This window comes from Fibrobacter sp. UWH5, assembly GCF_900142505.1.
Lineage (GTDB): Bacteria > Fibrobacterota > Fibrobacteria > Fibrobacterales > Fibrobacteraceae > Fibrobacter.
On record NZ_FRBB01000007.1, the window covers coordinates 112,463 to 129,591 of the forward strand.

At 48.7% G+C, this 17,129-nt stretch carries 18 protein-coding genes; 4 read left to right on the forward strand and 14 right to left on the reverse strand.

Annotated elements, in window-relative coordinates; translation table 11 throughout:
- Positions 1 to 4 precede the first annotated feature (4 nt).
- From BUB38_RS08045 to argH, 3 genes are read left to right on the forward strand one after another with little or no spacing between them, the layout of a single operon-like run.
- Positions 5 to 778 (forward strand): lysophospholipid acyltransferase family protein, encoded by a 774-nt coding sequence (locus BUB38_RS08045; RefSeq protein WP_073159358.1) that lies wholly within the window; start codon positions 5 to 7, stop codon positions 776 to 778.
- Positions 771 to 1,208, forward strand: coding sequence for a hypothetical protein (locus tag BUB38_RS08050; RefSeq protein WP_073159360.1), 438 nt, complete (start codon positions 771 to 773; stop codon positions 1,206 to 1,208). Before BUB38_RS08045 ends, BUB38_RS08050 begins: the two co-directional genes overlap by 8 nt.
- Before the next feature lie 18 nt (positions 1,209 to 1,226).
- A complete protein-coding gene (gene argH / locus BUB38_RS08055; RefSeq protein ID WP_083542026.1) occupies positions 1,227 to 2,678 on the forward strand; it encodes an argininosuccinate lyase in 1,452 nt (483 codons plus the stop codon).
- Between the two features lie 80 nt (positions 2,679 to 2,758).
- On the opposite strand, the gene BUB38_RS08060 is transcribed toward argH, so the two are convergent.
- The 14 genes from BUB38_RS08060 to hemL all read right to left on the reverse strand — a co-directional run bounded on the left by BUB38_RS08060 (position 2,759) and on the right by hemL (position 16,212).
- On the reverse strand, positions 2,759 to 4,510 hold the full coding sequence (locus BUB38_RS08060; protein WP_139258327.1) for a metallopeptidase domain-containing protein: 1,752 nt from the start codon (positions 4,508 to 4,510) through the stop codon (positions 2,759 to 2,761).
- A 344-nt stretch (positions 4,511 to 4,854) separates the two neighbouring features.
- Entirely contained in the window at positions 4,855 to 5,511 is a 657-nt protein-coding gene (locus BUB38_RS08065) for a hypothetical protein (RefSeq protein WP_073159363.1), read from the reverse strand.
- Positions 5,512 to 5,533: 22 nt separating this feature from the next.
- Positions 5,534 to 6,172 carry an OmpA/MotB family protein gene (locus BUB38_RS08070; RefSeq protein WP_073159365.1) on the reverse strand — a complete coding sequence of 213 codons (639 nt, stop codon included), beginning with the start codon at positions 6,170 to 6,172 and terminating at the stop codon, positions 5,534 to 5,536.
- Between the two features lie 3 nt (positions 6,173 to 6,175).
- The gene (locus BUB38_RS08075) at positions 6,176 to 8,068 is read right to left on the reverse strand and encodes a fimbrial protein (RefSeq protein WP_073159367.1); all 1,893 of its coding nucleotides are present in this window, start codon (positions 8,066 to 8,068) and stop codon (positions 6,176 to 6,178) included.
- 17 nt (positions 8,069 to 8,085) lie between these two features.
- A complete protein-coding gene (locus BUB38_RS08080) occupies positions 8,086 to 8,961 on the reverse strand; it encodes a hypothetical protein (protein ID WP_249269269.1) in 876 nt (291 codons plus the stop codon).
- Between the two features lie 48 nt (positions 8,962 to 9,009).
- Complete coding sequence (locus BUB38_RS08085) at positions 9,010 to 9,744, reverse strand: right-handed parallel beta-helix repeat-containing protein (RefSeq protein ID WP_249269270.1); 735 nt, start codon at positions 9,742 to 9,744, stop codon at positions 9,010 to 9,012.
- Positions 9,741 to 10,571: a hypothetical protein gene (locus tag BUB38_RS08090; protein WP_073159371.1), complete on the reverse strand. Its 831-nt coding sequence runs from the start codon at positions 10,569 to 10,571 to the stop codon at positions 9,741 to 9,743. Before BUB38_RS08090 ends, BUB38_RS08085 begins: the two co-directional genes overlap by 4 nt.
- A gap of 23 nt (positions 10,572 to 10,594) precedes the next feature.
- Positions 10,595 to 11,107: a tRNA adenosine(34) deaminase TadA gene (gene tadA / locus BUB38_RS08095; RefSeq protein WP_217650871.1), complete on the reverse strand. Its 513-nt coding sequence runs from the start codon at positions 11,105 to 11,107 to the stop codon at positions 10,595 to 10,597.
- Positions 11,108 to 11,125: 18 nt separating this feature from the next.
- Positions 11,126 to 11,545, reverse strand: coding sequence for a hypothetical protein (locus BUB38_RS08100; protein ID WP_073159373.1), 420 nt, complete (start codon positions 11,543 to 11,545; stop codon positions 11,126 to 11,128).
- Between the two features lie 44 nt (positions 11,546 to 11,589).
- Positions 11,590 to 12,582, reverse strand: a complete 993-nt coding sequence (gene nirJ2, locus BUB38_RS08105; RefSeq protein ID WP_073159375.1) for a putative heme d1 biosynthesis radical SAM protein NirJ2 — start codon at positions 12,580 to 12,582, stop codon at positions 11,590 to 11,592.
- A 108-nt stretch (positions 12,583 to 12,690) separates the two neighbouring features.
- Positions 12,691 to 13,041 carry a hypothetical protein gene (locus BUB38_RS08110; protein WP_073159377.1) on the reverse strand — a complete coding sequence of 117 codons (351 nt, stop codon included), beginning with the start codon at positions 13,039 to 13,041 and terminating at the stop codon, positions 12,691 to 12,693.
- Between the two features lie 85 nt (positions 13,042 to 13,126).
- Positions 13,127 to 14,314 carry a cytosine permease gene (locus BUB38_RS08115; RefSeq protein ID WP_073159379.1) on the reverse strand — a complete coding sequence of 396 codons (1,188 nt, stop codon included), beginning with the start codon at positions 14,312 to 14,314 and terminating at the stop codon, positions 13,127 to 13,129.
- Between the two features lie 137 nt (positions 14,315 to 14,451).
- A complete protein-coding gene (locus BUB38_RS08120) occupies positions 14,452 to 14,820 on the reverse strand; it encodes a hypothetical protein (protein WP_073159381.1) in 369 nt (122 codons plus the stop codon).
- A 105-nt stretch (positions 14,821 to 14,925) separates the two neighbouring features.
- Positions 14,926 to 16,212: a glutamate-1-semialdehyde 2,1-aminomutase gene (gene hemL, locus BUB38_RS08125; protein ID WP_073159383.1), complete on the reverse strand. Its 1,287-nt coding sequence runs from the start codon at positions 16,210 to 16,212 to the stop codon at positions 14,926 to 14,928.
- 303 nt (positions 16,213 to 16,515) lie between these two features.
- Here hemL and BUB38_RS08130 point away from each other — a divergent pair, with 303 nt between their 5' ends.
- Positions 16,516 to 17,055, forward strand: a complete 540-nt coding sequence (locus BUB38_RS08130; RefSeq protein WP_256382241.1) for an Rpn family recombination-promoting nuclease/putative transposase — start codon at positions 16,516 to 16,518, stop codon at positions 17,053 to 17,055.
- The last annotated feature ends 74 nt before the right edge of the window (positions 17,056 to 17,129 follow it).

A 17,129-nucleotide genomic window follows, 5' to 3' on the forward strand; every position in this document is an offset into this window, starting at 1 on the left:
CTCCATGCAGAAGATTATCTACATCTACCGAATTGCAGTAAAACTTTTCAGTTTTGCATTTTTTGGTTTATGCAGTCTAGGATTGGCCCTTGGGCTTTTCCCCATTATGCATGTCTTGGCCGGATTCTCCGAAAAAAAGTTTAAGGCCATTGCCCGACGTTTCAACCATTGGTATTTCAAAGTTTTCGTAAACGTCATGAAGACCATTCGGTGCATCAGCGTAAACGTCGAAAACAAGGAACAACTTTCGAATATCAAGTCCAAGGTGGTTATCGCCAACCACCCATCCCTACTGGATGTGGTCATATTATTTTCGCTGATACCCAACGCAGACTGTATTGTCAAGGGTTCACTCATCGAAAACAAGTTCATCTCCTTGATCGTACGCAACCTTTACATTCCAAACACAATTCCTTTTGACGAACAGATGGAACGGGCAAGGCAATCCATGGAGGAAGGCAATAACCTGATCATCTTCCCCGAAGGAACCCGTTCTAGGCCAGGTCAACCCTGGGAATTCAAGAAGGGAGCCGCACGTTTCGCCCTATTCTCCGAAAACGATGTCGTACCCATATTTTTCGGCGGAAACGAAAAGATTGGACTCCGGAAGTGTGATAAACTTTTGCAGTACCACCCCACGGAACGCTACCAGTACAACCTTAAAGTTCTACCCCAGATATCTGTGGCACCATACAAAGGTGTACCTATGACGAAGAGTGCCATTAAACTCACCGAAAAAATGAAGATGGCGCTTGAACAGGAACTTTCAAATGTCTAACTTTGGTATTATGAAAAAAACAGTCGCATTTCTTGTTTTGGGAACGTCAGTTCTCATGCTCACCTCATGTGGTGGCGGTAAATTCCAAAAGTTCCAAACTTCAGAACAGATGAACACTCCTTTTAACTGCTCGGGCCTCCACATGCGAAATGCCCAGTGGCATTTTGTGGATGATTTTGGTCAAACCGTAGATGCCATCGGAACCTGCAAGAAGGGAATGAAACACGGAAATTTCAAGTTTTCCATCAACGGCACGGTTGTAGCCAAGACTAAGTACAACAAGGACATTGAAATCAAGTCCGTATGTATGCTGGATCCCAAAAATTCCGTTAGCTTAGCTTCCTGCATGGAACAAACCGCAAAAAATAACATCGCAAACATAGAGCCTGTTGACGCAGAAGACGACAGCGACTTTTTAGACGAAGAATAATTCAAAGAGAGACGTTATATGTCAAAGAATACAAAGACCGTTAAGGCCCCCAAGGCAGAAAAGAAAACCTCTGGCAAGTCCGGCACCCAGACCAACATGTGGACCGGCCGTTTCGCCAGTGGCATGGCTCAGTCCATGGTTGACCTCTCCTTCAGCCTCCACTTCGACTCCGAACTGATTGAAGAAGATATCGAAGGCAGCATCGGTCACGGCAAGGGTCTGGTAGAATCCGGCGTTTTGACCAAGGCTGAATACAAGAAGATTTGCGACGGCCTCAAGACCATTCTCGATGACTATCATGCAGGCAAGAACCTGTGGCAGCCTTCCGACGAAGACATTCACATGGCAGTGGAACGCGTTCTCACCGAACGTATCGGCGCTCTGGGCAAGAAGATCCACACCGGCCGTAGCCGTAATGACCAGGTCTGCACCGACTTCAAGCTTTACATGCGTCACCGCGCTGCTGAAATCCGCGCTCTTGAAATTGAATTGATGGACGTTGTGCTGGATCTTTCCAAGAAGTACTTCGGCAAGCTGATGCCGGGCTACACCCACCTGCAGCAAGCTCAGCCCATCTACTTCAGCCATTATCTGATGAGCATGTTCTTTGCCGTTTCCCGCGACGTGAAGCGCTTGGATAACTTCCTGGAACTGCACTCCCAGCTGCCCCTGGGTAGCGGCGCCATGGCTGGTTCCGCATTCCCCTACCAGCGCGCATTGGTTGCAAAGGAACTTGGCTTCAAGGATGTGAGCCCCAACTCCATCGACGCCGTAAGCCATCGCGACATGATGCTGGAATTCAACGCCGACCTCGCCATCATCGCAAACACCATGAGCCGTTACGCCGAAGATTTCGTAAACTGGAGCACCAGCGAATTCGGCTTCCTCACTTTGCACGATGCATTCAGCAGTGGCTCTTCCATGATGCCCCAGAAGAAGAACCCGGACTCCATGGAACTGATCCGCGGTAAGTCCGGCCGTATGCTGGGTAACTTCAGCGCCATGTACACTCTGGTGAAGGGCGCCCCCCTCTCCTACAGCCGCGACCTGCAGGAAGACAAGGAACCGGTATTCGACAGCGTCCACAACGTGAAGGTGATCCTCCGCGTCATGAAGGAAGCTCTGGAAACCGCACGCTTCAACTTCGACAAGATGCAGGCCAAGATGCTGCCGGCTCTCTTGGCAACCGACCTGGCTGACCTTCTGGTGGAAGCAGGCGTTCCCTTCCGCGATGCACATCACGTGGTCGGTAGCCTGGTTGGTGAAGCCGCTCGTAGCGGTAAGGAATTCACCGAACTGTCCGACGAATCCTGGGCAGCCGCCGGCGTTCCCGACGTGCAGAAGATGAAGAAGACCCTCACCTTCGAATACAGCGTTAGCCGCCGTAACATTGAAGGCGGTACCGGTCCCAAGTCCGTGAAGCAGCAGTTCGCAAAGGCCGAAGCTCTTCTTAAAAAGTTTAAGAAGTAAGATTCGATCCTGAAATCTACAGAGCATTAAAAAGACCGCAATTTGATTGCGGCCTTTTTTTGATAGAAATTTATCTTAAATTATTTCACAGTAATGCGGTTCTGCTTCAACAGGATTCCATTTTCCGTAACACGGACCAAGAGAACCTTATTCTTGAAAGAAGCCAGGTTTACGCCATAGGACGTTCCGTTGAAATCTGCCCCATAAACCTTATTTCCCTGCATGTCAAAGATAGCGACATTCTTGCGAGAATCCCCCGAAGCGAATACCTGAAGGTTATCGTTTTGCAAACGGAGTTCAACATTAAACGTCGTAATTGCCGACAAGGCTGTAACATCCTCATTGGTTGAAAATTCATCTACAACAATACTGGGTCTTGTCAACACACGATTTGATTTTTTCACATCCAAGGAAACTTCATACACTTCCCCGTTAATCGTGAAGCTTTCTTTATAAACAACAGGATTTGTGTATTTCGGGACGGTAGATGTAATGGTCAAGGTTTCTTCTGATTCATTATAGTCTATGTTCAAGAAATAAATCATCCAGGAATTACGAACGTAGCTTTTTACGCCGCTAATGGTTATAGGTTCAATAGAGGCGTCCTCTTCAACGGTCTGCTGCAAGGAACCATAAATTTTGAAAGCGTCTTTTTTCACATCACAAGTCGTCACCTTTACACCCTTCTTGGTAGTAAAGCAAATATTCTTGTTTTCTTCCATAATGCCATAAAGGTTGATTCCAAGATCAAGTCCAGACCAGGATTTAAAGCCATAAAATTCAGTCACGTTTTCTGAACCAGGGAACGGATCATCGACAAGATATTCTTGATTCCCGCCGTCATTATAATTGGGAACCATCTTCGATCCGGCCTCCACCAAATCTACGTATTGATGGAACGCATCGTCATTTAAAGAGCTATTCCAGACATATTCATCATAATCAACATGCCAGATCAGCAAACCATGACTGGGCAATACAAAATCCCACTTATTTTTCTGTCGATTTTCAAGAATAAACCATTCATCGGGATTATTCGGGACGGGAATCATATAGGCCTTATTAGAAATTTCCAGAGGTTCAATGGTAATGACATCGGCCTTCAAATCCAAGGTATCAAAGTCCAGCCATCCCAAAAAATTCTTTTCAAAGGCATTATAACCAGGAGCTACATATCCGTTGCCGCTGTGGACTCCCAAAGTCATCACGCCCCAGCCGTGTACGCCAGGAGCTTGAACACCCCATGTTTTTACCCAATTTAAATCCACGCCATTTGTGCTATAAAGGTCATACAATCCTAAAGCATGGCCAAACTCATGAACAAAAGGAGAAAATACAGCACCATTGCCCCAAATTATGATGTGGGTATTGAACGTCTTTCCATTTCCTGCATCTACGCTCCCAAGGTAGCTCATGTAGGACTGTGCGCGTTTTTCATCCTCTTTCCCCAAGGTTCCTGCAAAAACAACAGAAAGGTTATCAACCTCGCCATCACCATCAGCATCATATTTTGCTGCATTAAAGGCTGCATTTTCCTTCAACTTGGCGGCGACTTCTTTAACCAAGCTATCTAAGCCAAAACCAACATAGAAGCTGAATTCCTCGTCCAGCTTCGCTGTATACACATCAAACTCAGGCACAAACTTTCCCACAGACTGATCGATAAAATAGTCACGGATAGAACCAAGATAATTATTCCTGGAATAACCGACCTCATTCAGCATGTCATCAAAGTCCGAGAGGTCTGATCGGTGCTCGGAATTGTCATACACCAGAACCACCGGAAATTTATTGGTTCCGGCAGTATAGCCCAGGGGCGAAGGCTTTCGCATAAATTGGGGACCATTGCCTTGGTTTGCCTTTATGTTCGCCCACGCAGCCGGTCCCTTTCTTTCGATTTTGGGAAGTTTATTGAAAAATGAATTGCTTTCAGAAGTCGCAGCTAAAGTTTCCGCAACAAAAAAAAGTACCGCAAGCATTGCGGCTAAAAAATTAGAATGTTTCATTTCTATGTTCTCCTTTAGTGGAGCCCAAAGATAGTTTATTTAAACAAACCTACATACCGCGAAACAAAAATAGAATAAGTTTGTATACATCGCCTGTTTTATAAATTCATACAAAGAAACCGTGACCCAAAAGCCACGGTTCATTTTTATAAAGCTTGTTTTTTAGAAGACTACTTCTTATCCTGCGGAACCAGGCGTTCCACGATGCGGAAGAGGTCGTTATAGATTTCCAGGAAGTCTTCTACCCAGATGGGGTCGCGTTCGCCCACCACATGGAAGGTTTCTTCCAAAGTATGACGGGCATTGTAAGGACCAACCAGGCTGCCCGTAGGAATGGAAACATTCCCCTGATAGGCGGACTTGGCCACGATGCGGGCACGATAGCTTCGGCGCAAACGGGAAATCAGGGCGGCACGGAGGGCCAGCAGTTCATCGTGAGCCAGCAGGAATCCACCAGCCTTGATCCAGGCTTCAACCTGAGTCAGGCGGCGCAAGGTGGCGTCACGTTCCGTTGCGGGAATCAACTGGCGCTTAGTAGAAAGAGTCTGCTTGATTCTTTCGGAAATCTGGGACAGCAGAGATTCATTCCAGATGAGCAAGGGGCTTTCGGCAAATCGGTTGTCGGTCTCCACCTTGGGCGTATGGGTCGCAATCCAGCGGTCCAGCTTTTCGGCCACCATGCCTGCTTCGGGCAGACGGTCAACGGCGATATACTCACCGGCACGATTCAGCAGGTTGTCGGCATAAACCATACGCCAATGCGGCAGCTTTCCGGTCTTGCGGATAGCATCTACACTCTGTCGTAAAGATTCCAAACGGTCCTGCATAAAAATCCTTCAGTATCAAGCCTTACTGCTTCTTATCCATCATCTGGAGCGGGGTCACGCCAATTTCTACGCGGCGGTTCAGTCGGCGATGTTCTTCGGTATCGTTAGGATACTTGGGCTGGTGTTCGCCAAAGCCTGCGGCAAAAAGACGATCCGGGGGGAATCCCTGGGCAATCAAGGTCTTCACCACATTCACTGCACGTTCCGTAGAAAGATTCCAGTTGGTATAAGTATTGGATTTGATGGGAATGTCATCAGTAAAACCGCTAACCATGATTACATCCGTAGAATCCAGTGCGTCAAGAAGGCCCTTGCTGATTCCCTTAATCACGCCCACACCTTCGTTGGTCAGGTCGGCACCGTTCACCGGAAAAAGGAAGGATGCCTGAATCTGGATCTTACCCCCTTCCAGGGCGATAAGGCCAGCCTCGATAGAGGTCTGCAAACTCTTGGAAAGAAGGGCGTTACGTTCAGCGGCAATCTTGCGCATTTCTTCCTGACAGCTCAGCACTTCCTCTTCGGTACGGGTAAGGTCTTCGGCCTTCTGTTCCTTGAGGGTCGCCATGGCCACAAAAGCCAAGATGAACAACGACACCAGGGCAACGCCCAAGTCCGTGTAGGCCATCCAGGGATTGCTGTTTTCGTCTCGCTTGAAACGCATAGATTATTCCTCGACCTTGTTCTCTTCGGAAGAGGCGGATGCAACAGAGTAAGAGCCCGGACGCTGAGTCTGTTCCAGAACTTCCAACAGGATTTCCTGAGTTTTGACCGCATTTTCCATAAGCACTTCGCTGGCACGTTCGTGGAAGGCTTCCAGAGACTGATTCAGATGTTCGATGAAGTTTTCTTCTTCGTCGCGTTCTGCAGTATCGCCGCTGAGCTTTTCAAGAATGGTTTCAAGACCAGCGCGGAGCATTTCAAGGTTGGCGCTCAGTTCAGACTGGTTGACTCGCATGAGTTCTGCCGTTTCTACGATGTTGCCGCCAAGAGCGTCGGTTGCTTCCTTTTCCTTGACAACGCGTTCGTCGATGCTGACGGTAAGAGCCTTCTGGGCTTCGAGCAGAGTTGCAGAAGTTTCGGAAAGTTTCTGGAAGGCGCCCAGGATATCGCTGGAGAGGCCAGCCAGCTTTTCGGAAACAGAAGCGGAAAGTTCTGCAGAACCGGCCTGAGCCTTTTCGGCCACCTGAAGGGCAACGTTCTTGAGAGTTTCAAGACCATCGCGCTGGGCATCCACATTGGCATTGGTACGTTCTTCCAGGCGCTGCATGAATTCATTCCACTGTTCGTTGGACTGCTTGACCTGTTCAGAAATGGAATCTGCAATGCTGTTGGAAGTATCGGCCAGAGAACTCTGGGCAGATTCGCTAACCTTATAAAGGCCATCATAAACGCTGCCAGAAACATCGCTCAGGGCAGACTTCACATCGTCAGCCACACTGTTAAGGCCAGCCTTCACGCCGCTGGCAATATCGCCAAGACCAGAATCCAGTGCAGAAGAAAGGCCGTTCAGCTGATCTTCAAGCTTAGACGGAATAGATTCCACAGAAGCAGACAGAGCCTTCACGCTGTTTTCCATGGGAGCAAATGCAGTAGAAATAGAAGCGCTAACAGAGCTACCCAGATCCTTGACGGATTCGTTCATGCCGCTCATGGCAGAAGCCAGAGATTCATTCAATGTCTTCACGGAAGCAGACATTTCTGCAGAAACCTTTTCTACAGAGGCGTTCACGTTAGCAGAAACCTTGGCCACGGAATCAGAAACATTCTGGTTCATCATGGTGGTGGCGGCGGTCAGTTCCTCGCCCACCTTAGCCACAATACCACCCAGGCCATCCTGCACAGCAGAAGTCACCTTGGCCAGATTCTTTTCCACAGCGTCAAACAGACGTTCCAGTTCATTCTTGTTCTGTTCCAGTTCGTCACCGGTTTCGCCCTGAAGATTCAAAGTCATGGTATCCAGGCGGGCCATAAAGGAATCGCGGGCATTGAGCAACAGGGAGCGGCTAGTATTCAAAATCAAGGCGGCAAACAAACCACAAAGGCTAGTACCGAAAATACCCTTCATACCCTGGAACAAAAGCTGGATAGTATCCAAAGTTCCCTGGGTGGTAGAATTGTCGATGGCACCACCGGCTGTGGCCACGGAATACATCAAACCGAAGAAGGTTCCCATAAGGCCCAGCAGAATAACGGTACCGCCAGCGCTACGGGGAACGTTAATGCCCACATTGCTGTTGAGCACTTCGAAAGCGATGGGAGAATCCAGACGAATCCTTTTTGCCATCAGGCGGTTGGCCAGCTGAATGCGGTTAGCCACAACACCTTCACCAGACACACTGTAAGAACCGCGGCTTTCGCATTCGTCTAGCACCAGGTTTTCAGCTTCGATCAAGTTCAACTTCTTAAGAGCCAGAAGCTGTTCCATCACGAACACGACAAAGATTGCGCCCATGATCACCCAGCCAAACAGCGGAGCGCCAAAGTACAATGCGCCTGCCACCAAAACGACAAGGCCCACAATGGTGAGTAATAAGATGGAACTAAATGCACTCTTCATTTTTTACCTGCATTTCATTAAGCCTTAAAAGAGGCCTGGGTTTCAAACAAATTCATCTGACCGCGGTTGAATCCGCGAAGGAACATAGCCCACTTGCTCTGGTACCACTCGATTACCTGAATGGTAAGTCCGCGGGCATAATCACAAAAATCATCGGTAAAGGCCAGGAAGCCATTTTCGTATGCGTAATGGGGATTCCAGTAACGACCTACATTACGGGCACAGGAAGCGGCAGAACTGTAGTAATGAGTATTACCCTTGGTAGCAAAGGCCGCAGCAAAACGCTTCTTGGCCAGGGCGTTCAAGGAACTGCGCAACGAAACCACCATGGAGTTTTCCTTATCGCGCAAGGAAGCTTCTAGACTGGGCAGCAACTTGGACATGGCGTCTACGGCGGATTCGCTATGCCAGTACTTGCACAACTTTTCCTGCAGTTGCATCACGCGGCCATGCATACGCACAAACAGAGGTTCCGCATCGCTCACCAGCAAATGGATGGTTGCCGAATAGAAGGCATTAATATCCTGTTTGCTGTTCTTGACCGTCAGATACCAACCCTTTTCTTCGTCATGATGCAAAAAGTCACCTCCTTCCAAAAGGAGTCGCATCACTTCATCAGTAGAAAAACGCTGCATCCACTTGGTGCGGAATTCATCGTAAAGCTTATTTGCATCAGCGATAATCTGAGGGAAGCTGGCATCGGCCAACTTATAAGCGGTTTCGCTATACGAAATCAATTCCGACGTTCCTACGTTCACAGACGGGTCGTTCAGCATGGCATCAAGATGTTCGTACAGCACGATGGACCAAGTGACCATCATGGACTGCGACAGCGTTGCCACCATGGAGGAACGGTTAGGGCGCACCGTCAGACGGACACTGTTGCCCGTCATCTTTCGAATTGATCTGCGGAAATTTTCCTGCACTACGCCAGATGCTCCCTAGAAAGCCGTTTCGATACGATGCCAAATACTGCGGTTCACGCGCTTGCCCTTGCCAGCCATTTCTTCCACTTCGCTGCGGACATCGGCTTCAAGATTGTTATTGATCAAGCTCTTATCACCGTCAAACTTTCCACCGGCTTCAAGATAGAGGCCGTAAACATTGTTGGAAATCTTGGTTTCGGCAGACATCACCTGACCAGCACGCACAGAAAGGGCAAAACGGTTGCGGGTGAATTCGCAACGGGCCAGGAAAACCTCGGGCACGTCGTCGATCCACAGGCCATAGTAGTTGTTAATGAACTGCACACTTTCGAAAATACCCTTGGAGCGGAACACCGTATTGCGGAAGGCATTCTCCACCACCAGGTTCTTCACTTCGAAAGGACGGCTAGAAGAAACAAAATGTAGACCGTTCCAGCTTTCGCTAGAGTCGGCACTGCGGAACACCACAGGCTTCTCGTCGGTACCGGAAATCTTTACGGAACCGCGAAGCATCAGCTTGGCGTATTCACCCATCAAAACGGTAACACCCGGTTCCACCATCAAGGTATCATTAGCAGAGAACACCACCCCCTGTTCCAGAAGGTAAGGGCTGTCAGCCTCCACAAGAGTAACCTTGCCGTTCTCGATCTGCGGGAAAGGCATCTCACCAGCCACGGCAAGACCGCACACAGAAAGAGCAGTCAGCGCAGCTGCAATAACCCCCGCAACTCGCTTAGGAATCAAAATCAAAATTCACTCCTCAACTTGATCTTCTGGATCACGTGCATTTCGGGAATAACACTTTCGGCCACCAGGTCGCTTACTGCCAGGTCGCCAGTCAGTTCCAGGTTCACAGAAGAAATGGCCCCGTGGGTCATATCAAACAGAATCGTTCCGGAACCCACAATAAAGCCCTTGCTGGACATACGAACGTCGGCAGTAGAGTCGGCCACTTCCTTGTACTTCAGGTTCATGCCGATCTTTGCCATCTGCACGCCGTCGTGAACATACTGGTCCTGCAGGGTAAATGCCTTGTACACCACCGTATTGGCCTTGTTGTTGCCCGGAATATCCATGGGACGTTCCCAGGTTTCGCCAACGGCAACGGGCTTACCCGGCAGCAACGGCTGCACCTTCAGGAACAGGCGGATCAAATCCAGGGCTTCGGTTCCGAGCATCACGGAATCTTCGATGACCGCATTGCTGACAATGCCATCCTTGGCCATCTTGAACTGGAAATGTTCCGTGGACATATAACGTTCCATGCTGCGGAATTCATCCACAGAACGCTTGTCGGACTTGTAGTCCACAGAATCAATCTTCATCTGGAACTTGGCAGCCCCATCATCATAGGCGGTCACCAAAGTATTGGTAGCCTTGACCACCAGATGTGTATTCATGGCCTCGGGAGTGCCAGTCACCGTATCCATCGGCAAAATGGCATTCAGGGAAGATTCCAGGTAATAAGTCTGGGGCGGAACGTTCTGGGTATTAAAAGCCAAAGTAAATTCGTTACCGTCACAGGAACACAAAAACATGAGCGCAGCAGAGCTGGCGAAAAGCTTAAAGAAATTCATAAGTAAAATTTAATTTTTTCAAATTACGACACAGGCGGTTTGGCGCCAGAGTCACCCTTTTCAAGGCGCATCCGCTGAAAGAACAGCTTTAACAGCCCCAAACATTCCCCTGCCAGAACCCCGCCTGTCACGGGAACCACCCTTTTCAGGGCATTATTGGCAATCACGTCAATGGTCGTGCCGCAGCCACCGAAACGGGTATCCGGGGAACCATACACAACGCGACCGACACGGCTGTTCAAAATGGCGCCGGCACACATGGGACACGGTTCCAAAGTCACATAGAGAGTGCAACCATCCAAACGCCAGTTATCCAGCGCATTGGCCGCCGTACCGATAGTCAGAATTTCGGCATGGGCCGTGGCATCCTTCAGCATCTCGATCTGATTATGCCCCTTCCCTATGACCACACCGTCCTTTACGATAACGCAGCCAATGGGAATTTCACGTTCATCAAAAGCCTTTTCGGCCTCACGCAAGGCCATACGCATAAAGCGTTCGTCTTCAGCATTCTGGTTTTCTAGGGAATCGGCCATAAACAAACTAAAAAGGGATTATACAAACAAAGAAATAATGGAGATAATCAGGGCAAGAACAGCTAACGATAAAGAGACAATTGAAATCGGAGACTTCGGCTCCTTAGGCAGCTCTGCATCGGGTCGAATATTTTCGGGAAGCAACTTGATCAAGAACCTCACCTGCTTTTCCAGGGCGGCACAACGGGATTCAAGACCCTCGAAACGATTATCGTGTTCTTCGTCCTTGATGGCCTGACGATGGAGTTCCTGATCCTGTGCATCATTCTTGTTGGTAATGGAATCAAGGCGAAAATCATGTTCGCGATCCTTGGCCACCTGAGACTTCAACTTGAATTCCTGACTCTGATTCTGTGAACTCAGGGAATCAAGGCGAGCATCGTGCTCACGATCCTTTTCACGAAGTTCCGAAATTTCACTTTCTTTTACGTCTGACATAAACACCTCATCTTATACCCAAACGTGATCCCGAATATTTCAGTCTACTTCAAGCCTCTTCCATAGGCGCAGTTGTTATCTTCCTGCATATAGTCGCCATCGTGATAGTAGGCGGCACGGGCGCGACAGCCTCCGCAACGGTCATTGAACTTGCACTTGCCGCAAGCCCCTTCGTAAGCCTTGGTACGCAGTTTCTTGAAAACTTCCGCATTGGCCCAGATTTCGTCAAAGGGCGTATCGTGAACATCGCCTGCGTCTTCAAGCATGTAAGCACAAGGGCGAACGAGGCCCACCGGATTTACAATGCAATAATCCAGCCCGGCAAGGCAACCGCGGGTGTAGCGAGTCTTGACGCCCAACTGGTCAGCAATACGCAGGAACTGCGGAGCGCAAGTAGGCTTTACAGGAATACCCAGAGTGCGGCTCTTTTCCATAATGCTGCGGAGCAACTTTTCGTACTCCGCTACATGAAGTGCATGATCCGCAATTTCCTTGCCACGTCCCACCGGCACTAAAAAGAAAATCTGATGGTTTACTGCACCGATGCTCTTGACCCAATCCATAATTTCCAGGATTTCGCCCTGGTTCCAATCCATAATGGTGGTATGAATCTGGAACGGGAGACCTGCGGCCTTGCAGTTTTCGATACCAGCCATGGTCAGTTCAAAAGCGTTGTCCAAGCCACGGAAATCATTATGACGCTTGGGATCGATACTGTCAATGCTAATGCCCATGGCCATGGCTCCGGCCTTCTTAAGTCCCTGGGCCAATTCGGCGGTAATCATGGTACCGTTAGTACCGAACACCGGACGGAGACCATTCCTGGAAGCATGTTCCACCAATTCCAAAATGTCCGGGCGGGTCATGGGTTCGCCACCGCTGAAAATCATGATCTTGAAACCGGCCTTGGTGATTTCATCAATGAGCTTGTGGCCTTCGGCCGTTGTCAGTTCTCGATCCCTGGTACCACCAGCGTTCTGGTAGCAATGCTTACAGGTCAAGTTACACTTATTGGTGGTCATCCAAGAAACGATCATGATTATCCTCTTTTTACTTGGCTAAATATAAAAAATGGAAATCCTCAGTTTGGATTTCCATTTTCATATCAGTTAATAACTTGGTTATCAATTACAAACAATGTCTGATTAGAACTTATGGCAGTCCGTCATGCCTTCCCGATAAAAGTAGGTAGCGCCTTCACCCACATCATTCGGGCACTCCATGGTATAACCTTCGGGACAAGCGTCCACCAAAACCGAAGACTTCAAGTCCGAACTGGAGCCACCGCAAAGGAACTCTACAGACTCGTGAGTAAAACAACGGATTTCTCCATCATTGAATGTGTTAAGGCAAGCCTTGCCGGACTTGCTTCCGCCATTGTTTCCACCATTGTCCCCACCGTTAGATGCAGACGGAGACGAAGAAGAATCATCACCGCAAGCAGAGATTGCAGCGGCAAGACCCAGAGAAGCAAGAATCATAAAGAACTTTTTCATTTATTCTCCTAAAGATTTTGAAATTTTCTTTCCTAAAATATAACAATGAAATATTTTTTCATCATCGATAAAAATATAGAAAAAACTACTTCTTGATTTTTGCAGCAAATGTCAGTGCTGCAGAAATTGCAACCGCAAGCAAAGTGGGACCAACAGCATCAAAGCCAGTATTTACAGCCACCTGGTAAGATGCAAAACCCACCAGCCAGGCAAACAAATTCCAGATCCAGAAACACTTTCTTTCGAGATGTTCCTTCACAAAGAAGAACGAAACCAGAAGAACAGCCGCCATGGGCGCAAATACAGAAGCGATCAGATACAAGAAATGAATGTAGTGGTCCACGATTCCCCAAATAGCAAGAACCGTACTGAGGGCGCAAACCACAACTCCCGTAACCTTGGGATTCAGCCTACCCACAATGGCCTTGGCCGATTCACCTGCAGAGTTGGCGGCCAAAAAGTTGGTCGTCACCGTAGAAAGGGCGACAATCAGAATGCCTGGGATACCGATGCCAGCCAAAAGAATTGCCTGGGCGATGTTGGTCCCTACACCAAGACCAGCAATCTGCAGGCCAATAAAGTACATCCAGAAGCTGGCGGCAGAATAGGCAATGGCAGAAACCGCAGTTGCCGCCCTGGGGCGAGCCACGTCCTTGGTATAGTCAGAAATTACCGGCAGCCAGGAAAGGGGCATGGCAATGGAAATTTCAAAGACCGTCCAGAAATTGAAGGTAGGAAGACTAGAGGCTGCTCCACTGGAAGCTACCGTAGCCGCGGCACCACCCAGGCCAAAGAACTTCGCGGTAAGCACCACCAAAAGAACGGCCAGCAAGCCCATGACCACCGTGGTGATCTTCTGGGTACGGCGAAGCCCCACAAAAACCCAGGCCGCAATAAGCACAGCCAAGATAATGCAAGTCAACGGGAATGAAACCGGCAAGTTCAAACCCGCCAAAGCCATGGCACCCTGGGCATTCAGAACTGCAATCCAGCCAATAAGCTGCAGCAAGTTCAACGAGGCAAAAAACTTGGAACCGTACTTACCAAAAGTGGAAGCCGTAGTCTCCATGGCGTTCAAGCGGACCCTGGCACCGATAAGTCCCACAAAGTACAGCATGATACCGCCCAAGACATGACCAAGAATCAGCGGGAGCCACAAACCATCGGGGGTATTGGAAGCCCCAATCTCGATACCACATTCAATTTCAGAAACGGAGATGGCTACACCAAACCAAATGATTCCGTTGGTAAAAATACTCGTCTTCTTTTCCATATAAGTTCCTAGGAGTTTTTCAATTTTTGGGGAACAAGATAGAAATAAAAGTCTAGTTTTATTACTCTAAAAGCAAAAAAGGCTTCCTGACATCAGGAAACCTTTATATGTGAAACTTGATTTAGAAAGACTAATTATTAGTCTTCACCGTCCAAGAGTTTATCACAACTGGAGTCGGCGGCATCAGCGTCGTAGAAGTACACAGCACCACTTCCGTCAGGAGAATCGCACTTCTTCTTTTCGCCACCGGCGCAGCCAGAACCCTTAGTAGCTGTAATTCCGAAATCCGGTGCACCTACACAGCTTTTTTCCAACTCATCAGCAGCAACAGCATTGGAAGAAATTTCAGCACAGGAATGCGAAGTAAGGGTTTCACCCATAAAAACGCGTTCAGTCTTCATGTCGCAAGATATAATCTTACCACCGCTAGAGGAAGAGTCATCACCGCAAGCAGTAAACATGGCTGCCAAACCCATAGCAGCAAGTGCGAGAGCAATCTTTTTCATTTTTAATCTCCTATTAATCATAAAATTATGTTATAAATATAACACATTTAGTTCTTAATAGTTCAAAAAGCAGTCTTTTTTCAAAAAAAGTGATTTAAACCTAAGCTAAAGTGCTTTTAGGACCTTGCGGGCAGCTTCGATAGTCTTTTCGATGTCAGCATCAGTGTGGGCAGAGCTGACGAAAATGGCTTCGAACTGGCTGGGGGCCAAGTAAATGCCTTCATCCAACATTCCCAGGAAATACTTGCGGAAAAGCTCCAAGTCAGACTTCTGAACATCTGCGAAGCAATTTACAGGACCATCAGTGAAGAAGACGCAACCCATGGAACCCACCTGGTTTGTGGTCATAGGGAGACCCGCTTCCTGGGCAGCAGCCTTGAGGCCTTTTAACAAGTTCGTCGTGGATCGTTCCGCACGAGTGTAATGTTCCGGATTGCGGCTCAGTTCGCCCATGGTAGCAAGACCAGCAGCCATGGCCACCGGGTTACCTGACAAAGTACCAGCCTGATAGATTCCGCCCAAGGGAGCAATCTGCTGCATCACATCCAGGCGACCGCCGTAAGCACCCACAGGCATGCCGCCACCGATGATCTTACCGAAGGTGGTAAGGTCCGGAGTAATGCCGTACAAGCCCTGTGCGCAGTGAACGCCCACGCGGAAACCGGTCATGACTTCATCCACAATCAGGAGAGCGCCATGCTTCTTGGTTTCTGCAGAAAGGGTCTGGAGAAATTCCTTAGTCGCAGGCACAACGCCCATGTTGCCAGCCACAGGTTCCACGATGACACCGGCGATTTCGTCACCGATCTTGTCGAAAGTTTCACGAACCTGAGCCACGTCATTATACTGCAGGGTCAAGGTGTACTTGGCAAGGTCTGCGGGAACGCCCTTGCTGCTGGGCTTGCCGGTAGTCAGCATGCCGGAGCCAGCCTTAATCAGCAGGCTATCGCTGTGACCATGATAGCAACCTTCAAACTTGATAATCTTATCGCGCCCGGTAAAGCCACGGGCAGCACGGATGGCACTCATGGTAGCTTCGGTACCGGAGTTCACCATACGAATCATCTCGATGCTGGGAACCAACTGCATCACCAATTTCGCAAGTTCAGATTCCAGACCGCAGGGTGCACCAAAGCTCAAGCCGTTCTGTGCAGTTTCCGCCACCGCCTTGATAACGGAATCGTGGGCGTGGCCCAACATCATGGGGCCCCAGGAACCTACATAGTCCACATAGTCGTTGCCATCTACATCGTAGATGTGGCTGCCCTTGGCGCGGGCAATGAACGGAGGTGTCGCCCCCACGTTACCAAACGCACGAACAGGACTGTTGACGCCACCTGGCATCAGGGACTTTGCTTCAGCAAACAGCTTTTCACTAACGGAATGATTCATAGGATACAATATAGGAATTATGAACTTTAAGCTTCCCCAAGATTTTACAGTTGTGCATCAAAAAACTTCATGATTTTTCTGCAGCATCTCGCTTGACAGTTTGTTCTAAGTTTCATATATTCCGTCTATCTGCGAGTGCAGATTTTTTCATATATCGTATTCATCTGCGAATGCAGATTTTTTTTACATAGCTTCAACCTTTAACCTGCATTTTCCGCAGTTTGGATTGGCACCTTCTTTACAACAATCTAAACCGAGGTCACCCTTGAATTCAGGAGGTGACCCGAGGGCAGGTTCCCGGCGATTACAAAATCCTCCAGCGACGATGGCGTCATGGATCAGCTCCGCAAGTACCACTACTATCTGATGGAAAACCAGCTGAAGGCCAATGCGGAAAAGGGGATTCCCTCCGTGGCAATCATCCTCTACAATGGCAAGGACAACTGGGACCCGCTTAAAAAGCTGCAGGCGTACCCCAAGGAACTCCAGAGGTACCTGCTCCCATTCAAGTGCATCCTGCTGAACGTGAAGGAGGTTTCTGACGAATCTCTGAACGGATTCGGGGCGCGCCTTGCAGCCTTCATCTGCGCCATGAAGTACATCTGGAATCCAGACAATTCTCGGGAGACATTCTCTAAAGTACTGGACCGAATCCACAGGGAACTGCCCAAATCGGAAGCCCTTGACTTACTGTACCAGATGGATGTATATTTGAAAGGATGGTTAAGAGCCAACTTTATGGAGGCATTCAAGATGGATTTCGTTCGTCCCAATTACAAGACTGTCGGCGACGTTCTCAGGGAAGAAGAAGAGATCAGGAAGCTTGCAATCCCAAAGCCCTAAGATTCAGATTTCTTTCAGAAAAAAATCTCACCCGCGGTTATATACTGCGGGTGAGTTTTTTTTGAAACCAGTAG